Here is a 22,333-nt window from a genome sequence, read left to right as displayed (position 1 = left end):
GCCGTAAAAGGCAGCTCATCATTTCCGAAAGAGAACCCGCTGCCTCACGGTGGCGGGCTTTTTATTGCTCAGCCCCTTGCCGGCAGCGTCTTGTCCGTGTTGCGGCGGAAGGTCATGCGAAGCCGGAAATTTTTTTGCCAGGAATGGTCGCCTCCGCGCCGATCGCCGGCTCCCGAGGCAGATCATCACCAGGCGACTCCTGCAAAAGCAGATAGTTTGGGAGACTGTGTGCAGAAAGCGCACAGATTCTTCTTCTCTTCCTTTTTTCGATCTGGAACCTGCCATTAAAGCAACCTTCGATGATCGTGCCAATGTCGTTAGGAGCGCTGGGGAACGCATGGCACGCTGTGCAGGCGCGAACTGAGGCGGGGCGGCGGGCGCGCGGCCGCTAGCAAGAGATCCTGGCGGTCTTCGCCGCACGGGTCGGCGAAACCATTGCCGCGTTATGAACTCGCCGGTGACGATTCGGAAGTCGGCGAGCGCACCATCGACGTCCAGATCAACCGCCTGCGCCGCAAGATCGAGCGCGATCCGTCCAATCCGGTCTGGCTGCAGACGGTACGCGGTATTGGGGACAGGCACCAGTGATCGCCTATGTACGGCGCCATTTTCGGACGAACGTCTTTTTGATGATTGGGAGCGGTGGCGGTTCGGCGCTGATAATTGTTAGTGTCGCCGGTCTGTTGACAACAGCCGCAAACGGGAACGCCACGGCACCAACAATCAATCCAGCCGCCAACCAGGCTACTGTCGACCGGTAATCCTGTATCATAGCCCACCCTCAATAGACAGATAGACTGCCAGTTCGGCATTAAGCAAAGGTTACGTCGGCGCGCGCTTCGTGCAGCAGAGCGGACTGCCGAGGTTCAATTAAGCTGATCCAGGATTCCGGAGCTGCTCGCCAGCACCAGACTTTTGTAGATCACAAACGCGATCGTGCAGATTGCCGCGACCGAAATCGGCACGCCAAACGGCACGACGCCCTTGCGGTCCAAGTGCTGGACAAAGAGCCGGAAGGCGCCTGCCGGCAGCATAAGCGGGTTTCTCACGATCGCCGCGGTGGCGAGGGCGAGGATCAGCAACAACACTGAAAACATGGCGAGATTGCCGCCGCCGATCAGGAACGGCGTAACCGCCATCAGCTTGACGTCGCCGGCGCCGATCTTTCGCAGGCCCCAGAACGGGAAAAGCATGACAAAAAGCAGAAGCCCGGCAACCGCGCTCAGCCCCATTCCAAACCATGATCTCGAATAGAGCGAGAAAAGCGCAAGCGACCCCAAGCCCAGGCCAAGCAGCAGCAGTACATCGCGATTGGCTATCTTCTGGGTAGTAAAATCGAGCCAGGCGACTCTTGCGAGCAGCGGGACGGTGAGCGCCTTGAGCAGTACCGATCCAAAAAACAGCATGCTACTGCCGCTCGACGTTCTTCACACTGGACGACAGAAGCTTCAGATTGTTGACCACGGTCGGATCGTTGGGCGCCAGTTCATAGGCCTTGAGGAAATTCGCACGTGCGTCCTGCAGCTTGCCGCGCAGCAGGTAGGAATAGCCGACATTGTTGTAATATTCGGGCGACGCGCCAACCAGTTTGAAGGCTCGGGCGTAGGCTCGGTCGGCGAGGTCGAAGCGGCGGATGCGGTCGCTGCAGGCGGCCAGGCCCATCCATGCGCCACCATCGTTGGGTGCCAGTTGCGTCGCCTTGTAGAACAGCGCTCCGGCATTGCCGTAATTTTCCGCCCGGAACTGGTTCTTGGCCTCGGCAACGGCCTGGTCCGAGGCATAATATTCGACGTCACCGACAGTCTTCAGTCCGTCGAACGCATCACCAAACGATGTCACATCGCCTTTTGAAGGCTCGTTGGTGCGAACGACACCGTCGGTGGTGACCGCCCCGTTCGTCTGGCAGCCGACGAGTGCCGCCATGAACAGGCAGGCCACGACTGCAATTGGCCTTTTCATACAATCTCCCCGTGAGTCCCCCGACCCATATTAGGACCAAAGCATATGCGCAACTAGAAGAAAATGCCCTTCATGCGAATGATCACCGGCAGCATGATGACCATCAGCACGACAGGAAAGATGCACAACCCTAACGGAATCATCATTTTGACGGGCAAGGAGTTGGCCTTCTCCTCTGCCGTCAGGATTCTCTGGCCTCGCATTTCGTCACTGTAGACGCGCAGCGCCTCCGTCAGGCTTGTGCCAAGCTCTTCCGATTGCCTAAACAGCACGGCTAGAGCCCGTGCCTCTTCAAGCCCGATGCGTTCCGCGAGCTCGCGCAGCGCATCCCGCAACGGCTTGCCGGCGCGCAGCTGCAGATTCATGATCGACAACTGAATACCCAGCCATTTGTGCGTGGCGGCAAGTTCCGCGCCGACCCGCTCGACCCCTGCTTCCAAGCTCATGCCGGCGTCCGCGCAGGTGATCATCATGTCCATGAAATCTGGAAACCCGCGACGATAGGTTTCCTTCTGAGCATTCTCGAAGCGATCGAGCAGAATGGCTGGGATCACTATGCACCCCAGCCCCAACAAGGCGGAGCCGGCTAGAGCCACGAAACCGGGTAAATGCGGTGGCAACACCCGGGGCAGGATTGCGTAGGCAGCCAAAAATCCGACACACACGGCGCCGAGCCGCGACAGGGTATAAAGCAACGGAGCGCTCGCTTGATAGAAGCCGGCGCGAAACAGCTTCGCTTCAAGCGCGCTGGGCTCCTGCCGCTCCTTTTCCATTGTTCGAAAATATGCGTCGACAGGTCGCTGCGCCGCAATCCTGGCCAGTTCTTCCTGACCCGCGAGCGAGCGGGCGTCGACCACACCTTCGCCTACAAGGCTTTGCGTGACCAGTTTTCGCGTCTGCAGGGCCGGCAAGAAGACAAGCGCGCCAAACAGGAAAAGCGCCACCGCCGCCACGAAAACCGCGATGGAGACCATGAAGCCCAAGTCGCTGGGGTTGGAAAGCAGGTTAATGGCTCGCTCCTCAGAAGTCGAAATTGACCATTCGATACATGATGAAGTCGCCCAACAGGGCCCACACTCCAAACCCAACAAAAACAGGGACAATCAGCGGGTCGTGCCATACTTTGCCATAATAAGACGGAGCCGTAACCTGAAGGATCAAGAACATCACAATTGGAAACAATGAGATGATCCAGGCCGAGACTCGCCCCTCGGACGAAAGCGCTCTGATTTTCATCCGTAGTTTTTGCCGTTCACGCAGCACGGATGAGAGATTTGCCAGTATTTCGGTGAGATTGCCGCCGGTCTTGGATTGAATTGACAGCGCTATCGAAAGCAGGTGGAGGCCCTCGAATCCTACCCGCTGAGACAGTTTTCGCACGGCCTGTTCCATGCTGAGCCCAAAGGTGATCTCGTCGGACACGATTCCGAATTCGGTTCCCAGGGGGTCGGGCATTTCCCGCGCCACAAGGCCAATTGCCACTGAGGCCGGATGTCCAGCGCGCAGCGAGCGTACGATCATGTCGAGTGCATTCGGGAGTTGCTTCGCAAATTTCTGGATTCGCTTGCTGCGGGCCCGGCGAAGCACGAGAAGGGGCAGCGCAAACCCGACAACAAGAAAAACGACGAGTGCGAGCAAGAACGACTTTCCCAAGACGAATGACAGCAGCAGCGCCAATGCCAAGGAAGCGCAGACGAACATCCCGCCGAATGTCAGCGGATTTCCGGTAATGCCGGACTGGGTATAGAGCCTATTCAGCCCTACCAGGCCAAAAAGAAAGTCCCCCGATTCCGTCAGTCCCCGCTCGCGCAGCAAGTTTTGCAAAGTCCGCTCAGCCGGAATTTCATCTGACAATCTCTTCAACCGACGATTGATCGCCCCGGCTGCCGCACGGCGACCGGCAAAGGAAAGATACAGAGCCTCGCCGGCGAGAATGACCGACGCCGCCGCAAGCACATAGATGAAGTAAAGCAGCCCCTGACCGGTCAGCATCAGAGGGCGACCTGCGGATTGAAGGCGTCCTTGGTGAAATGATGGCCGAGCGTCGCTGCTTCCGCTGCAAACCGGGGCCGGACGCCAGTGGCGCGAAAATCACCTATGATCTTGCCATCGGCCGCGACCTCGCGGCGGACGAATTGATAGATTTCCTGCAGCTGCACGATATTGCCTTCCATGCCGGTAATCTCGGAAATCGACGTTACGCGCCTGCCTCCATCGGCGAGCCGTTGCGTCTGCACGATAATGTCGATGGCCGAAGCAATCTGCGCTCGAATGGAATCGTGCGTCATCGGCATGCCGGCCATGCCGACCATCTGCTCCAGACGCGATATCGCGTCGCGCGGGGTGTTTGCGTGAATAGTGGTCATCGACCCTTCATGGCCGGTGTTCATCGCCTGCAGCATGTCGAAGGCCTCCTCGCCACGAACCTCGCCGACGATGATGCGATCGGGCCGCATGCGCAGCGCGTTCTTGACCAATTCGCGCTGGCGCACCTCGCCCTTGCCCTCGACACTGGGCGGGCGGGTTTCCAGTCGCCCGACATGCGGTTGCTGCAATTGCAGTTCCGCCGCGTCCTCGATGGTGATCAGGCGTTCCCTGGAAGGAATGTAGCTCGACAGCGCGTTAAGCAACGTCGTCTTGCCGCTGCCGGTGCCACCCGAAACCAGAATCGACTTGCGCGCCTGAACGGCAATCCGCAGCAGATCGATCATCGGCTGCTTGATTGAATTGAGCGTCATCAGTCGTTCGAGCGAATACGGATTCTTCGAGAATTTGCGGATTGAAACCAGCGGACCGTCTACCGAGATCGGCCGCACCGCGATGTTGACGCGCGAGCCGTCGTCCAGGCGCGCGTCAACCATTGGCGACGATTCATCGACCCGGCGGCCGATATTGGAGACGATCTTGTTGATGACGCGCAGCAGATGCGCCTCGTCACGAAATCGGATTGCCGTCTCTTCGATCATGCCGCGCCGCTCGATGAAGACACGCTTGTGTGTATTGATCATTATATCCGTGATGGAATCGTCCTTGAGCAGCGGCTCGATCGGACCGAGCCCCAGCATCTCGTCGGCCGTGTCGATGGTCAGTTGATCGAGCTCGCGGGCATTCAGCGGCACGTTTCGACCGCGAACGAACTCACGCACGATCGGCCGGATCTCATTGAGGATTTCATCCTTGGAGGCATTTTCAAGGGCGGTCAGATTGAAGCGATCGATCAGGTGGCGATGAAGCTCGACCTTGAGCGTCAGGAAATCGTCGCCGCGCGATTCAATATCAGCGGTCGGCGAAAGGGCCGGAGCGACAGGCAGCACCGCCGGCTGCTCGGCTCTTGTCGCGACCTGCTGCTCGCTTGGTCCCTTGATAAACCGCCCCAGCATAATCCCTTATACCCCGCTAGCCCCTTATTAGCGGAAACTAAACGTTAACCAAGCGAGGCACAAGCGCTGGAGGGGCTCACGTGAGGCCAATGCTTTCAACATAGTTAAGGAGGACGCCAGAAAAATATCGTTTTATTTCGATCCGCCCGCTTAACCCTCTACCCCAACTTCCACCTCACGGAACCTTTCATGCCGCAACAAATGAGATGCTGGGTGAAAAATCTCCGTAAACCCTTAGATATAAAGGAATATGCAGGTATGCTAATATTTCTATCGTTCTGCCTTGGCTGCGGCCAAATTGTGAACGAATGGTTAAGGAGGGTTGAAAAATCAGCAGAATCAAGCTCTTGTAAGGATTCAAGTCGCCCTTGAACTCGCGAGCATAGGTATTGGAAGGTTAAGGAATTGTTAATCCCGTTTGACTCTGCTTTTTCGCGAGCCTTAGGATTGAGGTGACGGGGGATGCTTGGGTATGGAGTTCATCCTTGGCTCTGTCTCGTCGGGTTCAAACCTCCAAGGGGAGAAATTGACATGAAGAAGCTCATGACGATGACCCGGCAGTTCCGCGACGACGAAAACGGCGCTGCTATGGTCGAATATTCTATCTTGGTCGGCATTATCGCTGCGGCCTCGCTGCTGGCGATCCTGGCCATCGGCGGCTGGGTCGGTGATCAGTTTACAGGCCTTTGCGCCAATCTCGACGGCAAGGGCGTCACGGCTACCGGCGCCACTGGTGGCGATTGCACGCCGTGATATGAAGTGAACTCCCGGGTCGGGATCGATCTCGACCCGGGTTTTTTCTGCATCAGGAAGAAACTAGCATCGTCCTGGGGGGCGATTTTGGGGTGGAGAGATGCGCGCCAATACTCTTATCATGATTGTCCTCGCCGGCGTGTTCGGCGTACTTGCGGTTGTGCTTGCCAATTTTTGGCTGGCGAGCCAGCGCACTGCGATGGCGCAATCCAATGGAGCACAGACCAGTACGGTCGTCGTTGCGGCAATGCCGCTGAAATTCGGCGACACGCTGGATGCGGACAAGCTGCGCGAGATCCCGTGGCCGGCCGGCGCAATACCAGCAGGCGCGTTCAAGACCACCAAGGACGCGATGGCCGGCAACGGCGCAAGGCAGGCGCTGCAGGCTATCAGCGCCAACGAGCCGGTGCTCGCCACCAAGATCACCGGTCCAGGCCAGCGCGCCACACTTTCGGCGGTGCTGGGTGAAGGCATGAAGGCCGTATCCATCCGCGTCAACGACGTGCTTGGCGTCGCCGGCTTCGTCTTCCCGGGTGACCGGGTTGATGTGCTGCTGACGCGCTCGGTGCGCGGCGATGACGGCATGGACAAGAGTTTTGTCGACGTTCTGCTGCAGAGCATGAAGGTGCTCGCCGTAGACCAGGTCGCTGACGTGAGCAAGGACAACCCGACGGTGGTTAAGTCGGTGACACTCGAAGCCACCACAAAGGACGCGCAGAGACTGACGCTGGCCGCCGGTGCGGGGCAGTTGTCTCTTGCACTGCGCCAGGCAGCCGCCAACAAGGGCGAGGCGACCGAACGCGTCACGCTTTCCGATCTGAACGGCGAGACGCCGGACGATGTCGCGAAGAGGCAGGCCGAACTTGANGACCGAACGCGTCACGCTTTCCGATCTGAACGGCGAGACGCCGGACGATGTCGCGAAGAGGCAGGCCGAACTTGACAAACAGGCCGCTGCCGACGCCGCGGCCGCCGCCGAACGCCAGCGCGCGGATGACAAGATCGCCGGATTGGAAAAGGCCGTGGACAGGGTGGGAAACCAACTCGACCAGTTGAGCAAAGTCAAGCCGGTTCCGGCCGTAGTGACGGCACCCGCATCAAAAGAAGTCGTCAAGGAAGTTATCAAGTATTTGGAGCCGGCACCGCCGAAAAATGTTACAGTGGGCGTATTTCGCGGCGTGAAGCTCGAATCCTATGATGTGCCGCGACAACCATAAAGGGACGCGGCGAAGCGGGGCTGCCGGCGGCAGCAGTTTGGGAGACGGGTATGCAGGGGTTTTGGATGAGGGTAGTGGCGGCCGCGCTGTGCTGTTTGGCTGCGCTGCTGACGTCGATTGCGGCGGCTGAAGCAGCCGACCGGTTCATCGACGTATCGAACCCGAGCGTCCATCGCATCTTCCTGCCGATGTCACAGTCGGTGACGCTCCAGGTGAGCGCCAATCTCGGCGACATCGTTGTCGGCGACGAGAAGATCGCCGATGCCCAGCCCATGACCGACCGGACGCTTTATGTCATCGGCAAAGGCGCCGGCACCACCACCGTCAATCTTTTCTCTCCGGAAAAGCGCTCGCTCGGCGTCATCCAGATCGAAGTCGGTGTCGACGTCAGCGACATGGCGCAGGCGATCCGTCAGGTGGCGCCTCGGGCGCGCATCGANATCGAGATCGGCTCGATTAACGGCAAGGTCAGGCTCGGCGGTCACGTCAAGGATGGAGCCACGCTGGCGTCAATCCTGGAGGTGGCGCAGCAGTATGGCCCCGACGCCATTATAAATTCCGTCATTGTCGACGACAGCCAGCAGGTCAATCTCGAGGTTCGCGTGCTTGAGGCCAAGCGTAATGCCGGTAGGGATCTTGGTGTTTCAATAAGGAGCACGAATCGCAGCGGCACAACCCGTACAGGCACGGGTGTTGCAGCCGCCGACGAAGATGGCGTGGTGCTTGGCCCGGGCGATCTGCTCAGCGGCCTCTTGTCGGGCAGCAATCCATTTGCGGCTTTGATCACCCGGGTTATCGACAGCAACATCAAGGTGGACCTGATTATCGAAGCACTCGAGGCCAAGGGTGTGGTACGCACGCTGGCTGAGCCCAACCTTACGACGCTTTCGGGCGAGCCGGCCAGCTTCAATGCCGGCGGCGAAGTGCCCATCCGTGTTATCGGCACCGATGGCCAGATAACCATCACGTACAAGCAATTCGGCGTCAATCTGCTGTTCACGCCGGTCGTACTCGACGACGGCAAGATCCATATGAAGCTGGCGCCGGAAGTGAGCGACCTCACCGGCTTCACCACCGCCGGCGACCCGATCTTCACCAACCGCAAGCTTGATACCGTCGTCGAATTGCGCGACGGCCAGAGCTTCGCGGTCGGCGGGCTGTTGTCCAGCAAGACCACCAAGCTGCAGAACCAGGTGCCATGGCTCGGTCAGGTGCCGGTCATCGGGACGCTGTTCCGAAATTCGAGCAACCAGAAGGAAGAGACCGAACTGGTCGTCATCGTCACGCCGCACGTCGTGCGGCCGGTGAAACCCGGCGAACAACTGGCGACCCCGTTCGACAAGACACGGCCGGCCAACGATCCGGAATTCTTCGTGCTCGGTCAGCTGGAGGTGAACAAGGATATGATCCGCAAATACGAAACGGGCGACGGCGTGACCGGACCCTATGGCCACATGCTGGACTTCAAATCGAAGGACAAGATGCTCTATGTCAAGAAATAGCGTCCTGATCCTCCTCTTGTGTGCCGGCGCGCTGTCAAGCTGCGCCGCCGACTATCTGAACCATTACGATTCGGTGACCCTGGCCGCCGGCGACACACAGAAATACAATTCGCTGGCGCAGACGGTCGATCCGTTCAACCCAAACTCGAAGAACACACACATCGAAGGCGACGGCAGGCGGGCTGCCGCTGTTGCCCAGGGCTACAAATTTCCGCCGCCACCACCGCCGCCGCCTGCGATCACGGTCAATGTCGGCGGGGCGGTGAACAACGGAGCGAATTGAACAGAAGGATGCGGTCGCAATGCGCCGGGTGAGCGAGGGGCCTGGTGCAAGGAAGCAGAGAGTAGGGTCATGTTGGGGACCATTAGGGCGTTCTGGAACGATCAACGCGGCATAGCGATGATCCTGGTGGCGATTATGTTGCCGGTGCTTATCGGCTTCGCGTTGCTTGCCATCGATATGAGCCGGGCCAACGGGCTTCACAACGATCTGCAGAAGGGTGTCGATGCGCTTGCGCTTGCGACAGCCGCGGAGCTGGATGGCAAATCGGATTCGATCACCCGGGCCAATCTGGCGAAAACGACCCTTCTGACCAGCCAGACGACCAAGTTTTCGACGTCAGGCGATCACACACTTGCTTTGTCTGACGTGACCATTACCTACCTGACCGGTATACCCGCGAGCGACAGCATAGCATTGGGCGCCGACGGCGTTGACGCGAATGGCGTCAACTGGGCAAGCACCGATCCCAAGGCGGTATCATTTTCCCTGGTGACGGTGAACGCTTCCGGACTTGCCGATGGCGCCGGTGCCTTTGAAACGATCTTCCCCGCCAGCTTTATCGGCAGCAAGGACACCATCGATATCCAGCCACAGGCCGTGGCCGGGTTCGTTCAGTCGATCTGCGAAACCGTGCCGATCTTCATGTGCAACCCGTTCGAGACGTCCGACCCGTTGACTAGTAAGACGATCCAACAGGCCTTTGCATCGGGCGATACTTACAGCCGTGAATTTCGTATTCTCAAAGTCGACAGCAACCCCGGCCCAGGCAACTTTGGCCTGCTGGACAACGGTTTGACGTCGGTACAGGACGGAATGGCCAGGGGATCCGCAGGTACCTGCTACAGTCGCACTTCGCTGACATCCAAAACCGGCGTCACCTTGGGACAGGTCAACACTGGCCTTAACGTCCGCTTCGATCTCTATCAGGGATCTTTGAAAAATAACAAAGACCTTGGCTACCGCCCGGCGAGCAATGTACGCAAGGGAGCCAGCAAGAACAGCAATTGCAACAAGTTTGATGTCGCGACAGATGGTTCCGCAGTGCCTCTGCCGGTTGGCAGCGGCTATGACTCGGCTAAGGGCATGACGCTGCCGATCGCAGCGAATTCGTTCTGGACTGCCTACTGGGCCGCCAACCACAAGAACGCTGCCTATCCGAACCTCCCGGCGAAGACTGACCCGCTCAAGCGTAGCGTTCCCGCGTCCAGGTATGACGTCTACATGTATGAAATCACTGCCGGGATCGTGGCCGACAAGTCGAAAGGGCCTTCAAACGAAGTGGGAACGCCTTCCTGCTACAAGGGAGACCTCACCAAGGCAGATCCGAGCCGCCGGCTGATGAACATGGCCATCATCGATTGCAAGGCGAACCAGGCGAAGCTGAACGGGCACACCGCAGTCCGGCCGGATGGCTATGCCAGCGTCTTCCTAAACAACCCGATCCAGAAGGTGAATCCCAACGACGAGGACAATCCGGAAAGTACCGGCGCCGAAAAACCTATCAGCCTGGAGATCGTCGACGTCGATGGCGGCTTCGCCAACAACACCCTTGTCGACAAAGCATTCCGCAATGAAGCCCAGTTGTATCGGTAGAGCCGACATGACCAAGCTTGGCCAAATCATCCGGCGGTTCCAAGGCGACGAAAGGGGCGCCGCCTTGGTGGAAGTCGCGATCACCGTACCACTCGTCTTGCTGTTGTCGGCCGGTGTGTTCGAGTTCTCCAACCTTTTGAACACGCGCCTGCTCCTTGCAGCAGGCGTTGAGGATGCAGCCCGCTACATGGCGCGCTGCAGTAGCGATTGGGAGACTACTTGCAAGGGTCAGGCCCAAAACCTTGCTGCCAATGGCGCGGTCGTTGGCGGCAGCGCAAGAGTAGCTGGCTGGCTTCCACCGACAGTTTTGATCACCAAGACATCCACTCCTGCGACCGATGGCAGTGGCAACATACTTTATCTAAGTAATAGCGCCAACGTTGATGTTGTGCTGGTCAGCACCACTTTGCCATACAACGGCATGGTGTTCTGGGATTATCTGGGCTTTGGAAGCATCGACATCAAAGTATCGCATCAGGAGCGCGTCTTCGGATGGTGATGAAAGACCGAAGGTTCTGCGCTGAGCAGTCTGGCGCTACGATGGTCGAAATGGCCATCGCCCTGCCATTGCTGTTGACGCTTCTGCTCGGTTTCGTCGATTTCGGCTACGCCTTTTACCAATGGAACGCTGGAAACAAAGCTGTGCAAGCCGGCGCAAGACTCGCGCAGATTTTTACTCCTGTCGCCATCGGGCTTCCATCTGAGACGCTGACGCAGAGCGATATCACCAAGGTCGGCACCGCGGTCCCGGCCGGCACGTATGACTATGTCTGCGCTGCGAGCACAGCAGGTGTCGCTTGCTGCAGTATCGGAGGCGGCTTGTGCAACCCCGTCAACGCGAGCCAGGTCGCGTTCGACGCGATCTATGACGGCACCGCCAACCGTGCCGGAATGCATGACTTTCTGCCGATGCTGGAAAAGTCAGAGGTGCGGATCGAATACGCCGCCTCCGGCCTTGGCTACTGGACGCGGCCCAGCGGGCCGGTGCCGACGATCACCGTAAGCATCAAAAATCATCCCTTCCAATTCTTCTTCCTGGCCGGACTGCTCGGATTCGGAAACATCACCATGCCCTCCATGCTGAGCACGGTCACGGGCGAAGACATGAAGAGCACGTGGACACCATGAACGCCATCAACACCAAGGTTACACCGACTAAGCGAAAGCAGGTGGCGCTGTTCTCGTCGGATGCGAATTTCAAGCGCGATGTGGCGACGCGGCTCGACGCGCTGGCGATCTACGACATCAGGATTTCCGAGACCGGCGACTTCCTCAGGGGTCCGCCCGCGGACACGCGCCCCGGCATCGTCATCCTCGACCTCGGCAATGGCGAGTTGCTCGGCAGGCCGGGCATCGTCGAAGTGCGCGCCCTTTGGGCAACCGTGCCGCTGATCGCGGTCTCGGACGAACTGTCGTCGGAGCAGACGCGTGTGCTGGTGCGCATGAACGCTTCGGACTGGCTGCACAAGCCGCTCGACGGCAAGGAACTGCTCAATGCGGTGACCTTCCACGACACCGGCAACCAGGGAACCAAAAGCCGTATCATCACCTTCATCAGTGCGAGCGGCGGCGCCGGCGCGACGACGCTCGCTCTCTCGGCGGCCGAGTTCCTGTCATCGAAGTCGAAAGAGCGGGCGGCTTCCACTTGTCTGGTCGACCTAGATTTCCAGAGCGCCAATTGCGGCGCCTATCTCAACCAGTTCAACCAGTTCGACCTCGGCGGCATCATCGGCCAGCCGGAGAGGCTCGACGTCGAGCTGATGGATGTCATCAAGCTCTCGCGCCCGTCCGGGCTGACGCTCTATTCCTTCGAGAGGCCGCAATTGCCTTTTGAACCGCAGGGCAGTGATTTTGTCTTCCGGCTGCTGGACCTCGTCGCCTACCGGTTTGACGACATCGTCATCGACCTGCCGAACATCGAGACGCCTTGGCACAATTCCGTGCTGTCGACGAGCGATGAGATCTTCATCGTCTTCGAACTCAACGTCGCCTCGCTGCGGCAAGGCAAACGGCTCTACAAGAAGATCCGTGAGTTGCGTGGTAATGCTGTCAGCATCACGCTGGTGGCCAACAAGCACAAGCGCAAATGGTTCGGCAACCACTTTTCGCGCAGCGAGCTGGAAAAGATCTTCAAGGCGCCGCACATCAAGTCGGTCGCGCTGGACAATGCGCTTCTGACCGATGCGTTGAACCGTGCTATCCTGCCTGCCGAGGTGGATGGGCGTGCGCGCTTCAACAAGGACCTGAAGCGGATGTTCAAAGAGCGGCTCGATGACGCTGCTGCCAAATAGGTATCGCATCGTCCTTGGGTTGGTCTGCGCCATGGGCATGGCGCTGGCGATGTCGGTCCAGGATTTTGCCAGCGCGCGATCGGCACTTTCGGATCGGCCGCCGCTGCCGGCAATGGGGCCCAGCCTGCGCAAGACTGTCGCCTTCGAGACGACCGAACAGCCCGGAACAATCGTTATCCGCAAGGGCGAGAAAGCGCTTTATCTGGTGACCCGACAAGGCCAGGCGCTTCGCTATCAGATCAGCGTCGGACGCGACGGATTTGGCTGGACCGGGGTAGTCAAGGTGGGGGCGAAGACCGAATGGCCGGAATGGCACCCACCCCGCGAAATGCGCGCCCGCCAGCCGGACCTGCCGCAAATGGTGCCTGCCGGTCCTTACAATCCACTCGGCGCCAGGGCGCTCTATCTGCTTCGGAACGGGCGTGACACGCTCTATCGGATACACGGAACCAACGATCCCAAGGGTGTTGGCTTCGATGGAACATCGGGGTGTTTTCGCCTTACCAACACCGATGTGATCGATCTCTTCAGGCGCGTCGCGATCGGCGCAAAGGTGGTGGTTCAATGACGATGATCAGCGAACCGGACATGCCGGCAATCGAGATTGGGACAGCAACCCACATTGGAGAGCAAGCTGCCGTTGTGAAACCGAGCGACAGAAGCATTGTCGGCGCCGTCATCATCGGCACGTCCCTGCTCACCTTGGTGAACATAATAGCCGCAGTCTATCTCTACCGCGGCATCAGCGATATGCGCTTTCTGGAAGGGCGCCTGGAACAACTCGGGACGTTTGAACAACGAATCGGGGGCCGGCTGGACACGGTCAACAACGGTTTTCAGAGCCGATTTGAAAAACTGGACACTCAACTGCAGAGCAGCTTTGGCGAAATCAACCGGAGCATAGCCCGGCTGGAACAGAACCAGCCTATTGTCCATGACGAAATCACGTCGAGCGCAGCGGAACCTTCCGTCGACACGACCAGCAGCATGGCGGAGGCGCCTGCTGTTCTCGATGGTGAAGACGCGACCGAGCCCAGCGTCGTCGATACACCGCGTCCGCCCAAAAGGAGGATTGCAGCTGCAGCGCCTGCCCCAAGCCCCGACTACCAGCGCATAGAGCAGGCCGACGGCAAGGTTTACTACCGGAAGATCAACTAACGCCGGAAAAAGGTGGGGCTATCCTAGAGATCTCGCTGCAGAGCAACGAGCCTAGCGGCCAGCGCTTCGGACCGCTGTCGGGTTTCGCTGAGGAAGATGACATGGCAGTAGGCGCATGCCGTCACGCCCAGAAACAGCACAAGACTGTTGTTCAAGGTGAAATCGACCGTAAGTTGGAACGGAAGGCCGCCGGGTACCGTGAAAGAGGCGATCGTGCTGGCTGTTTCGGAATGGCTGGTGACAGCGATCATCAACCCGGCGAAAAGCAGGGCGACGTGGTTGGCAAGGAAGAAGAACGCGGCCGACCTTCTTGTGCGGCACGCCATCCAGCAAACGATCGACGCGGCGGCCAGCATCAAGGCATCAAGGACCATCGACGACCCGAGATAAAGATCGACCTGTTGCCAGAACATCGTCGACAGCGGCCTTAGTTCAAGCCAAAACCGCCACATTGTGGGACTGGCCGGATATGCTCCCAGCAAGAAAGTCGCCATGCGCTCCCCTGCCAAGATCAGCAGGATCAGAGCTGGGAAGGCAAAGAGCATTATCGACTTGCGCTTCATGTCACCCTCGACAAATTGGCAACAAGATAGCTTGCAGAGATTGAGCGAGGCTTAACGGAGCGTTGGTGGTCCTGCGGCAGCGCAGCCAGCGGCGCATGGCAGCTGCATATCAGAAAGCGCCATGCGCCATTAGTTGTTTTGGGTGAGCACGAGCGTCACCACCTTCGGCTCGACTCGTTGCAGACATCGTTCCGGAATATTGGGCCACATCGCCTTGGCGCATCCCTCTTCGCCTGGCGCCGGCGCCAGCGAGAGTTCTGAGCTACGGGCTTCCTCGGCGGTCGACAGGAATACCTGTGTAGCCAGCGCGGTCGCCATGGATACCTGGACGAGGATAAGAGCGTAAGCGAAACTTCTGATCATCCGCTCGCAACGCCGAATTCGCGAACTGGTTCCAATGGCCTGCCCACCGGGTAACCACGATCGCGATTTTTGCGCTTCAGTGCCTTAGCAGTCATCGAATTCTTAGATAGCAAACCTTCGTCCATGTCCCAGCTCCTCGCCCAGACCGCGGAAACGGACGCGGTGGTTGTGGGCTCGACGTAGGTCTTGCCATTGCTGATCAGCGTGATTGCGCGGCAGACGACCGGTTCGATCTTCCGCGCGTGGCGCAAGGAGGATGTGGACGCGAGCCGCCTCCAAGTGCCGCTCAAGATTATCGAGATTCTGGACGATGGTGACACCGGGGAGATCGCGCCGCGCGTCTCCCAGTCGGCCAACAATCAGAACGAGGTCGACATGGCCGACTTCTCGTCCAATCATCGCTTCCACCGACGGATGCAGGAGCTTTCGGGTCGATCTGGGCGCGCCCGGCGGGCGGGATGCAACGTCAGTCACGCTGGTTCTACGAACGTGCGCGCGGTAGCGACGAAAGCTTCCTGCGCGGGCGTTTGACTGCGGCGTCGGCGCTGGCGCACCGGAGAAGTCTGCTGTTCGGGCTTCGTGCCGGCCGCTGCTCGCGCCAACTGTGGGTAAGTTCGCCGTCCCATCCGCTCGTCATGCCCTTCAGTATCGAACGCCTGGCTACCCTTCTCAGTCCATAATCGTTGGGCTTGCTCGCCTTCTGGGCTCTGGACCTTCGCGGTCATCCAGAGCATCGCGCCGTAGTTGGCAGCGCGATCGTAGTTGGTCAGATCAACGATGCCTGCCGTGACGAGGAGGCCGATCGGACGAACATACACGAACAAACATATCAATTTGTGTTGCAGCCATGTTGGAGGGACAGCAAGGAATGGGCCGAGACATGCCCGGAAAGAAAGGATTTAAGCGACACAGAGCCGGAAAGTTCGTGCAACATGGAACTACCCCAACCGTAATCGCCAGAAATCGAAATAAGCTCCCGGATGGGTTGGGCCGCCTTGGAGATGGCGCAGACGATCGAATAAGATGGGTCTCGCCACCTACCTTGGACCGCGTCCGCAAATTGAAAAAACGCGAATATGTTGGGCGCGAAGCTCGTTACTTCTGGCGAAACGCGGAGTGGAACGACACAACCAGGGGGCCTAAAATGTAGTCCAGTGCGGTGCGTTCCTCGGTGAGGATCATGACTGACGCCGGCATGCCCGGATAAAGCGCAATCTGTGGGGCCCCGGCCAATTCCGCGGGATCGACCGCTACGTCGGCAAGATAGTAGGGAAGCCCGGTCTTGCTGTCGGTGACGCGATCCGCCGAAATGCGGGTGATCCGTCCATGAATGACCGGTATCGAACGCTGCTTGTAGGACGTGAAGCGGACCTCGGCCGTCATGTCGGCGCGCAGGCTGGATATGTCCTCGACCTTCACCTGCGCCTGAACGATCAACGAATTCCTAGTCGGCACGATGTCGAGGATGGTCTGGCCGGGGGCGACGATCGCGCCGGTCGAGAAAACGGTGAGATTCATCACCTGGCCGTCATAGGGCGCCCGCACTTCGGCGCGGTCGACCGTGGCCTGCGCGGCGAACATTTTCGGTACCAGGTCGGCGAGGTTGGACTGGGCGTCGATCAGCATGGTTGAGAGTTTTGCGCGGCGCTCGTTGGTGAGCTGCGCAATCTGGCTTTCAAGCTCGGCCTTACTCTGGCGGTTTCCGGCTATATCGCCGAGAGTCTGGTCGATCAGGCCCTGCAGGTCGGAGGCGGAGCGGTCGAGCTCCAGGACACGCGTGCGCGTTGTCAGGCCGGCCTTCAGCAACTTGTTGAGGCCTGCCTTTTCATCAATTGTCGACTTGAGCTGCGCACGAAAAGATTCGACGCGCGCCTGCTTTCCATCGATCTGCTCGTCGAGTTCGGCTATCCGTTTCTGCAGGATCTGCTTGGCACCGGCCATCGAGGCGCGCTGGCTCCCGAGGTCGGCAATTTGGTTGGTCATCGCGTCCTGCAGATAGGCCTGGTGCTCAGCGGTGATGTCCTTCGGAAAGGCGACTGCCTCATGGCCGTCGAGCTCTGCACGAATGCGGGCATCGGTAGCGCGCAACAACGCATATTGCTGCGAATAGAGGTTGAATTCGGAACGGGCGTGCGTGTCGTCGAGCACCACCAGCACATCGCCTGCCTTGACGATGTCGCCATCCTTGACGCGGATCTCCTTCACCGTGCCGCCGTCGAAATGCTGTACGCTCTTTCGATTGCCTTCCACCTTGACGATGGCGTCGGCGAGCACGGCGCCGTTCAGCGGGGCAAAAGCCGCCCAGCCGCCGAAGATACCGAAGAAGGCAATGATGATCAGCAGGCCGACAGAGGCCGGCACCCGGATCGAATCCGGGGCCAGGATACCGGTTTCGCCGGACAGGCTCCGGTAGGTGAGGGCGCCGTCGCTCATCGATCTCTCCGGCCACAGCTCATTGGGTTGCCACCGCCATTGGAGCCGCGCGCTGGTTGAGCAGCGCCACGATCTCGTTTCTCATGCCGAAGGCCTCGACGGCGCCATCGCGCAACAGAAGGATCTTGTCGACATTGGCCAAGGTCGAAGGCCGGTGCGATACGATGATCACTGTGCTGCCGCGGCGCTTGAGCTCGATCGCGCACTCGCTCAGCGCGCGGTCGCCATCGGCGTCGAGATTGGAGCTCGGCTCGTCGAGAATGATCAGGTTCGGCGTCCCGAATACCGCACGAGCAAGAGCAATCCGCTGCCGATATCCTCCCGACAGCACTGCGCCGCCTTCGCCGATCTGGGTCTTGTAGCCCTGCGGCAGCCGAATGATCATCTCGTGAACGCCGGCGAGCCGCGCGGCGGCTATCACCTCCTGGTCGACATTGGTCTTGAAGCGGCCGATGTTGGCGGCGACCGTATCGGCGAAGAGTTCGATATCCTGCGGCAGGTAGCCGATGTGGTCGCCGAGCGCGTCGTGCCCCCACTGCGACAGGTCGGCCCCGTCCAGCCTGACGGTGCCGCGGCTGGGTTGCATGACGCCCGCGAGATGACGCGCCAGCGTCGACTTGCCGGCGCCGGAAGGGCCGACGATTCCCAGCGCCTCGCCTGCGTCCAGCCGGAATGATACGTCGCGGAGAAGCACTTTCTGCTGGCTGGCAATTGCAAAGCTGACCTGCTCGACCGAAATCTTGCCGGTGGGCTTCGGCAGGTTGAAAGATCTTTCGTTGAGCGCCCCCCCGTCGACCAGCTTCTCGACCCTTGCCAACGCCGCCCGGGCCAGGATCAGGCTGCGCCAAAGGCCGACGATCTGCTCGACCGGCTGTAGCCCCCGGCCCAGCAAGAGGCTCGCCGCAAACATGGTGCCGCCGGTGATCTGCCGCTCGATCACCAGATAGGCGCCGAAGCCGAGGATCAGCGACTGCATGGTGAGCCGCAGGAACCGGATCAGGCCGGACATCAGGGCGGCGCGATCGCTTGCCTCCGCTTGGCGCCGCAGCGCCAAGTTACGGTCGCGCCCCCAGCGGCGGATGAGACCGTCGATCATCCCCATGGCGCGAACGACTTCCGAGTTTCTGAGGCTCATTTCGGTAAAGTTGTAGTTGGTCGTCGCCAGGTCGTTGGCCTGCTTCAGCGGCGAACGCACGAGATACTCGTTGAGCACGGCCATGGCGATCAAGAGCAGCGAGCAGCCCAGCGCGAAGAAACCGAGCCACGGATGCAGCAGGAAGATGATGCCGATGTAGATGGGTGACCATGGCAGGTCGAACAGGGCATGGATGCCGCTGCCGGTGATCACCTGCCTGAACGTATCGAAATCGCGGATCGGCTGGCTTTGCGAGGAGCCCGGCGATGGGGTTTCGACCGACGCGGCGAGGATCTTTGCCGACAGCAGCCGGTCGAGCCGCGCGCTGGCACGCGTCAGGACCCAGGCGCGCACCAGATCGAGGCCGGCCAGCGAAAGGAAGGCCGCCAGCAACACAAGGGTCAGCATCACCAGCGTGGTTTCGCTGCCGCTGGTGACGACCCGGTCGTAGATCTGCAGCATGTAAAGTGGGGACGCGAGATAGAGCAGATTGATCGCCAGGCTGAATGCCGCCGCAACGAGAAAATAGCGGCGGCATGCGCGAAGCGCGTCCTTCACAATCTTGGATTTGTTGTCGAGACTCAACTACCCAGCGGAAAACCGCCCCCCCTGTCCACGCCCGGAACCGATACTACTCCTGATCGTCCAACCGGCCACGTGATCCCTTCCTCTTCCTGCCGTAAACCTTAATTCGTAAGCTGAATCAGGAACCGGCAGCATGAGGAGAGCCGCGCCTGTCCGCGCGGCTCTCCTTTTGGTTCACATCACAAAGTCGCTCACTTGCACCACCGTGCTGCCGGTGCCGTCGTCGGCAAGTGTGAAGCTGTGGGCATCGTAGACGCCGAGCAGGTGGAGCGTGGCGTTGTGCGTGCCGTCCGTGACGGTCAACGTTCCTCCGGTGCCGTCGAGGTCCGCCTGATAGGCAGCGGACGTTCCGGTGCCGAACAGGATGTCTTCGAGGTTCACCTTGTCGTCATTGGTGATGCCGGCGATGCTTCCGCTGAAATCGAAGGAATCGTCCAGCTGCAATGTGCAGGCAGCATTCGCCGCGAACGTGACGTCGGTTGAAGAGGCCGCGCCGAACTCCAGCTTCGACAGGTTGCCGATCGTGGCATCGCCGTCGCCAGTGACCTGGCCGTTGATGTCAATGTTACCGCCATTGGCCCAGATCATGCCGGAATTCGCCAGCCCGCCGGTGATCGTAAGGCCGCCGGAGCCGGTTGCCTCCAGCGTTCCCGAATTGACGACGACGCTGCCCCCGGTGTCGATGACCAGCGCATTCGAGCCGGTGGCGATGATGGTGCCGCTGTTGTCGAGGCTGAGCATCCCGCCGCCCAGCTGGCCGGCCCCCGAGATCGTGTTGTCGACATTGACCAGGGTGACGCCCGGCCCCGTGCCGGAGATGACGTTGGCGGTGCTGTCGGACAGCAGGATCTGCCCGCCACCCTGCAGGGTCACGCCATGCTGGATGACCTGCAGCAGCGTATCGCCGCCCATCGAGTCGAGCGTGATGAGGCCGCTGTTGTTGATAATGCCGCTCAGCGGCAGCAGAGCGCCGTCGCCGATCGTCATGGTGCCTGAATTGTTGACCACCGGCGTCTGGTCGAAGACGAAATTACTTCCGGTGAGTGCGCTTGAGTGCACGCCATCAAGCGTGATCGACTGCCCGTCGCCGAGCGCTATCACCGCGTTGCCGTTGGCGTCGTCGACCATATGCGCCTGGACGTCGGCGAAGCTTGCCAATCCGTTGTACCCGATGAGGTCGATCTGGTCGGCCGCAGCGTCGAAGCTGTGCACCGTGTCGTTGCCGATCGGCTGCGAGAAGACGAAGAGATCGTTTCCGCTGGAGCCGGTCAGCACGTCGTCGCCGGACCAGGCAAAGATCGGCGAGCCCGGAGCGTAGGCCTCGACATTGTCGGCAACCGACGCGGTGCCCACGGTGCCGTCGACGTTGATCCAGGTCATCTGGACGTCGAGCACGGCTGCTCCGGTGAAACTGGCCGGCGTGGTGACGGTCAGGCCGTGCAGGTCGCTGGTCACAACCGTCCAGCTGCCGTCGGCGTTGTCGGTTGCGCCATCGATGCTCCAGCCCGAAGGCACGTCCTTCACTGTGACGGTGATGAGCGCGCCTTGCTGTGACGGATCGGTCAGGGCGAGATTGATGGGCTCGCCGGAGACGCCGGCGGGAAAGCTTTGGTTTCCGGGATTATTTATGGGAATTGCATTTGAGCCTAGGCCTGGGTTTCCGGCAACGTCGGTATAGCCGTTTGCGAGTACCGTAATCGAGTGAGTTCCCGAGCCGGAGTTGCCCACGCCTGTCACAACTACTGTAAATTGGGTTTGGGTGGCGTTCGCAGTCACTGAGAAAATCGTTCCACCTACGACCTGCAAATCTGCGGCGGTAAATGTACCTGCTGTCAAAGCTTCACTGAACGTGAGAACAACAGTTCTATCGTTATTTGTGGGTGCCTTAGTGACGGTGGCTGGTGATACGACGAACGGTTTTGTGGTATCGCCGCCGGTATCGATGGTGACCGTGTCGGAGCCGGCAGCGCCGGTGTTGCCGGCAGGGTCGGTGTAGCTGCCAGCCGCCACCGATACTGACCCCGTCGCAGAAACCCCGTCGGTCGCCGTGAAGGTGGCGTGGTAAGTGGTCGCGGTATCCTGTGTGAAGCCGGTGATCGTGCCATTCGTCGGCGTGATGTCGCCTACCGTGAAGCTGGCGCCTGGCGCCTCCGAGAAGGTGAAGGTGACGTTCGAGTTGTTGTCGGTGTCGCTGAGCGCGCCGTCGACGATGTTGACGATGACGCTCGGGTTGAGCGTGTCGATGGTGACCGTGTCCGTCCCGCTGGTGCCCAGATTGCCCGCCACGTCGGTGTAGCCGGCGTCAACCGTCACCGAGCCCGCCGTCTCGCTGGCGTCGGTCGCCGTGAACGTCGCCGTCGCCGCGGTATGCCCGGCGTTCCAGGTGAGAGCCGACAGCGTGCCGCCCGCCACCGTGATGCCGGCGCCGCTTGCCAGACCGGCAAACGTCGCGTCGCTGACCTTCTCCGAGAAGGTGAAGGTGACGTTCGAGTTGTTGTCGGTGTCGCTGAGCGCGCCGTCGACGATGTTGACGATGACGCTCGGGTTGAGCGTGTCGATGGTGACCGTNGGTGACGTTCGAGTTGTTGTCGGTGTCGCTGAGCGCGCCGTCGACGATGTTGACGATGACGCTCGGGTTGAGCGTGTCGATGGTGACCGTATCGGAGCCCGCCGCGCCGGTGTTGCCGGCAAGGTCGGTGTAGCCGCTGGCCGTTACCGAAACGGAGCCAAGACCATCAAAACCGTCTGCCGCCGTGAACTTCGCCGTATAATGCGAAGCATCAATCTTCACAAAATCAGTCAGCGTGCCATTCATTGCCGTAACATCGGCAGAATCGAAGCCCGTCACCGGACCAAGAAAAGTGAACGTCACGACCGAGTTGTTGTCACCATCATTTAAGGAAGGGTAGACAATATTTACGGAGACAGGAACATGCCCGGCGTTATCGAGAACGACAACCCGCTCGATCGCGGAGACCTTGAGGTTGATCGTGGCGAATGTAAATTCTGCCTGACCTGCTTGGCCGGTATTCGTGTTCGAGTTCGCGGCAATGAAGGCACGAAACTGAGCAAGTTCGGTGTTAAACGCCGTCATGAATGACGTATTGGCTAGTTGATC

22 protein-coding genes and 2 pseudogenes are annotated in these 22,333 nt (G+C 59.8%); 12 read left to right on the top strand and 12 right to left on the bottom strand.

Annotated elements, in window-relative coordinates; genetic code table 11:
- Positions 1-386 precede the first annotated feature (386 nt).
- Positions 387-588, top strand: a pseudogene (locus tag X727_RS1000000169520) (helix-turn-helix domain-containing protein); the annotation flags it as partial.
- A 278-nt stretch (positions 589-866) separates the two neighbouring features.
- Here X727_RS1000000169520 and X727_RS163100 read toward each other — a convergent pair.
- The 5 genes from X727_RS163100 to X727_RS163120 are packed head-to-tail and all read right to left on the bottom strand — an operon-like array spanning position 867 to position 5,339.
- On the bottom strand, positions 867-1,406 hold the full coding sequence (locus tag X727_RS163100; protein WP_023744408.1) for a prepilin peptidase: 540 nt from the start codon (positions 1,404-1,406) through the stop codon (positions 867-869).
- A gap of 1 nt (position 1,407) precedes the next feature.
- Positions 1,408-1,959 carry a tetratricopeptide repeat protein gene (locus X727_RS163105; protein WP_023833468.1) on the bottom strand — a complete coding sequence of 184 codons (552 nt, stop codon included), beginning with the start codon at positions 1,957-1,959 and terminating at the stop codon, positions 1,408-1,410.
- Positions 1,960-2,012: 53 nt separating this feature from the next.
- On the bottom strand, positions 2,013-2,933 hold the full coding sequence (locus X727_RS163110; RefSeq protein WP_245265748.1) for a type II secretion system F family protein: 921 nt from the start codon (positions 2,931-2,933) through the stop codon (positions 2,013-2,015).
- Positions 2,934-2,979: 46 nt separating this feature from the next.
- Positions 2,980-3,951, bottom strand: coding sequence for a type II secretion system F family protein (locus X727_RS163115; protein ID WP_023744411.1), 972 nt, complete (start codon positions 3,949-3,951; stop codon positions 2,980-2,982).
- On the bottom strand, positions 3,951-5,339 hold the full coding sequence (locus tag X727_RS163120; RefSeq protein ID WP_023833467.1) for a CpaF family protein: 1,389 nt from the start codon (positions 5,337-5,339) through the stop codon (positions 3,951-3,953). Before X727_RS163120 ends, X727_RS163115 begins: the two co-directional genes overlap by 1 nt.
- Before the next feature lie 531 nt (positions 5,340-5,870).
- Between X727_RS163120 and X727_RS163125 the strand changes: the two genes are divergently transcribed.
- From X727_RS163125 to X727_RS163175, 10 genes are all read left to right on the top strand, one after another.
- Positions 5,871-6,092, top strand: a complete 222-nt coding sequence (locus X727_RS163125) for a Flp family type IVb pilin (protein ID WP_023833466.1) — start codon at positions 5,871-5,873, stop codon at positions 6,090-6,092.
- 100 nt (positions 6,093-6,192) lie between these two features.
- Positions 6,193-7,035, top strand: a complete 843-nt coding sequence (gene cpaB / locus X727_RS163130; protein WP_023833465.1) for a Flp pilus assembly protein CpaB — start codon at positions 6,193-6,195, stop codon at positions 7,033-7,035.
- A gap of 324 nt (positions 7,036-7,359) precedes the next feature.
- Positions 7,360-8,811, top strand: a complete 1,452-nt coding sequence (locus tag X727_RS163140; protein WP_023833463.1) for a type II and III secretion system protein family protein — start codon at positions 7,360-7,362, stop codon at positions 8,809-8,811.
- Positions 8,798-9,094: a hypothetical protein gene (locus X727_RS163145; protein WP_023744416.1), complete on the top strand. Its 297-nt coding sequence runs from the start codon at positions 8,798-8,800 to the stop codon at positions 9,092-9,094. Before X727_RS163140 ends, X727_RS163145 begins: the two co-directional genes overlap by 14 nt.
- Positions 9,095-9,163: 69 nt before the next feature.
- A complete protein-coding gene (locus X727_RS163150; protein WP_081726023.1) occupies positions 9,164-10,687 on the top strand; it encodes a pilus assembly protein TadG-related protein in 1,524 nt (507 codons plus the stop codon).
- A 7-nt stretch (positions 10,688-10,694) separates the two neighbouring features.
- Entirely contained in the window at positions 10,695-11,186 is a 492-nt protein-coding gene (locus tag X727_RS163155) for a TadE/TadG family type IV pilus assembly protein (protein ID WP_023833462.1), read from the top strand.
- Complete coding sequence (locus X727_RS163160; protein ID WP_023744419.1) at positions 11,180-11,815, top strand: TadE/TadG family type IV pilus assembly protein; 636 nt, start codon at positions 11,180-11,182, stop codon at positions 11,813-11,815. Before X727_RS163155 ends, X727_RS163160 begins: the two co-directional genes overlap by 7 nt.
- Positions 11,812-12,978, top strand: coding sequence for an AAA family ATPase (locus tag X727_RS163165; RefSeq protein WP_023833461.1), 1,167 nt, complete (start codon positions 11,812-11,814; stop codon positions 12,976-12,978). Before X727_RS163160 ends, X727_RS163165 begins: the two co-directional genes overlap by 4 nt.
- Positions 12,959-13,546, top strand: coding sequence for a L,D-transpeptidase (locus X727_RS163170; RefSeq protein WP_023833460.1), 588 nt, complete (start codon positions 12,959-12,961; stop codon positions 13,544-13,546). Before X727_RS163165 ends, X727_RS163170 begins: the two co-directional genes overlap by 20 nt.
- Positions 13,543-14,136, top strand: a complete 594-nt coding sequence (locus tag X727_RS163175; protein ID WP_023681011.1) for a hypothetical protein — start codon at positions 13,543-13,545, stop codon at positions 14,134-14,136. Before X727_RS163170 ends, X727_RS163175 begins: the two co-directional genes overlap by 4 nt.
- Before the next feature lie 23 nt (positions 14,137-14,159).
- On the opposite strand, the gene X727_RS163180 is transcribed toward X727_RS163175, so the two are convergent.
- Both X727_RS163180 and X727_RS163185 read right to left on the bottom strand, forming a co-directional pair.
- Entirely contained in the window at positions 14,160-14,699 is a 540-nt protein-coding gene (locus X727_RS163180) for a hypothetical protein (RefSeq protein ID WP_023833459.1), read from the bottom strand.
- A gap of 129 nt (positions 14,700-14,828) precedes the next feature.
- The gene (locus tag X727_RS163185; RefSeq protein ID WP_023681013.1) at positions 14,829-15,062 is read right to left on the bottom strand and encodes a hypothetical protein; all 234 of its coding nucleotides are present in this window, start codon (positions 15,060-15,062) and stop codon (positions 14,829-14,831) included.
- A gap of 192 nt (positions 15,063-15,254) precedes the next feature.
- Between X727_RS163185 and X727_RS163190 the strand changes: the two genes are divergently transcribed.
- Entirely contained in the window at positions 15,255-15,593 is a 339-nt protein-coding gene (locus tag X727_RS163190; RefSeq protein ID WP_196814966.1) for an AIPR family protein, read from the top strand.
- On the opposite strand, the gene X727_RS1000000169760 is transcribed toward X727_RS163190, so the two are convergent.
- The 5 genes and pseudogenes from X727_RS1000000169760 to X727_RS1000000168795 form a co-directional block, all read right to left on the bottom strand.
- Complete coding sequence (locus tag X727_RS1000000169760; protein ID WP_348524520.1) at positions 15,533-15,880, bottom strand: conjugal transfer protein TraD; 348 nt, start codon at positions 15,878-15,880, stop codon at positions 15,533-15,535. The genes X727_RS163190 and X727_RS1000000169760 overlap by 61 nt on opposite strands.
- Before the next feature lie 277 nt (positions 15,881-16,157).
- Entirely contained in the window at positions 16,158-17,495 is a 1,338-nt protein-coding gene (locus tag X727_RS163195) for an HlyD family type I secretion periplasmic adaptor subunit (protein WP_023833457.1), read from the bottom strand.
- Between the two features lie 19 nt (positions 17,496-17,514).
- Positions 17,515-19,188: a type I secretion system permease/ATPase gene (locus X727_RS163200; RefSeq protein ID WP_245274101.1), complete on the bottom strand. Its 1,674-nt coding sequence runs from the start codon at positions 19,186-19,188 to the stop codon at positions 17,515-17,517.
- 201 nt (positions 19,189-19,389) lie between these two features.
- Positions 19,390-21,906, bottom strand: coding sequence for an Ig-like domain-containing protein (locus X727_RS28175; protein WP_245274100.1), 2,517 nt, complete (start codon positions 21,904-21,906; stop codon positions 19,390-19,392).
- Positions 21,875-22,309 (bottom strand): annotated as a pseudogene (locus X727_RS1000000168795) (Ig-like domain-containing protein); the annotation flags it as partial. The gene X727_RS28175 and the pseudogene X727_RS1000000168795, both read right to left, overlap by 32 nt.
- Between the last annotated feature and the right edge of the window lie 24 nt (positions 22,310-22,333).

It is taken from the genome of Mesorhizobium sp. L103C105A0 (genome assembly GCF_000502215.1).
In the GTDB taxonomy this organism is placed as follows: domain Bacteria; phylum Pseudomonadota; class Alphaproteobacteria; order Rhizobiales; family Rhizobiaceae; genus Mesorhizobium.
This window is presented reverse-complemented; position numbering and strand designations above follow the sequence as displayed.

Excerpts from the sequence above, each read along its gene's own strand:
- X727_RS163100 (WP_023744408.1), bottom strand. The coding sequence starts at position 1,406 with ATGCTGTTTTTTGGATCGGTACTGCTCAAGGCGCTCACCGTCCCGCTG.
- X727_RS163105 (WP_023833468.1), bottom strand. The coding sequence starts at position 1,959 with ATGAAAAGGCCAATTGCAGTCGTGGCCTGCCTGTTCATGGCGGCACTC.
- X727_RS163110 (WP_245265748.1), bottom strand. The coding sequence starts at position 2,933 with ATGGTCTCCATCGCGGTTTTCGTGGCGGCGGTGGCGCTTTTCCTGTTT.
- X727_RS163115 (WP_023744411.1), bottom strand. The coding sequence starts at position 3,951 with ATGCTGACCGGTCAGGGGCTGCTTTACTTCATCTATGTGCTTGCGGCG.
- X727_RS163120 (WP_023833467.1), bottom strand. The coding sequence starts at position 5,339 with ATGCTGGGGCGGTTTATCAAGGGACCAAGCGAGCAGCAGGTCGCGACA.
- X727_RS163125 (WP_023833466.1), top strand. The coding sequence starts at position 5,871 with ATGAAGAAGCTCATGACGATGACCCGGCAGTTCCGCGACGACGAAAAC.
- X727_RS163145 (WP_023744416.1), top strand. The coding sequence starts at position 8,798 with ATGTCAAGAAATAGCGTCCTGATCCTCCTCTTGTGTGCCGGCGCGCTG.
- X727_RS163150 (WP_081726023.1), top strand. The coding sequence starts at position 9,164 with ATGTTGGGGACCATTAGGGCGTTCTGGAACGATCAACGCGGCATAGCG.
- X727_RS163155 (WP_023833462.1), top strand. The coding sequence starts at position 10,695 with ATGACCAAGCTTGGCCAAATCATCCGGCGGTTCCAAGGCGACGAAAGG.
- X727_RS163160 (WP_023744419.1), top strand. The coding sequence starts at position 11,180 with ATGGTGATGAAAGACCGAAGGTTCTGCGCTGAGCAGTCTGGCGCTACG.
- X727_RS163165 (WP_023833461.1), top strand. The coding sequence starts at position 11,812 with ATGAACGCCATCAACACCAAGGTTACACCGACTAAGCGAAAGCAGGTG.
- X727_RS163170 (WP_023833460.1), top strand. The coding sequence starts at position 12,959 with ATGACGCTGCTGCCAAATAGGTATCGCATCGTCCTTGGGTTGGTCTGC.
- X727_RS163175 (WP_023681011.1), top strand. The coding sequence starts at position 13,543 with ATGACGATGATCAGCGAACCGGACATGCCGGCAATCGAGATTGGGACA.
- X727_RS163180 (WP_023833459.1), bottom strand. The coding sequence starts at position 14,699 with ATGAAGCGCAAGTCGATAATGCTCTTTGCCTTCCCAGCTCTGATCCTG.
- X727_RS163185 (WP_023681013.1), bottom strand. The coding sequence starts at position 15,062 with ATGATCAGAAGTTTCGCTTACGCTCTTATCCTCGTCCAGGTATCCATG.
- X727_RS163195 (WP_023833457.1), bottom strand. The coding sequence starts at position 17,495 with ATGAGCGACGGCGCCCTCACCTACCGGAGCCTGTCCGGCGAAACCGGT.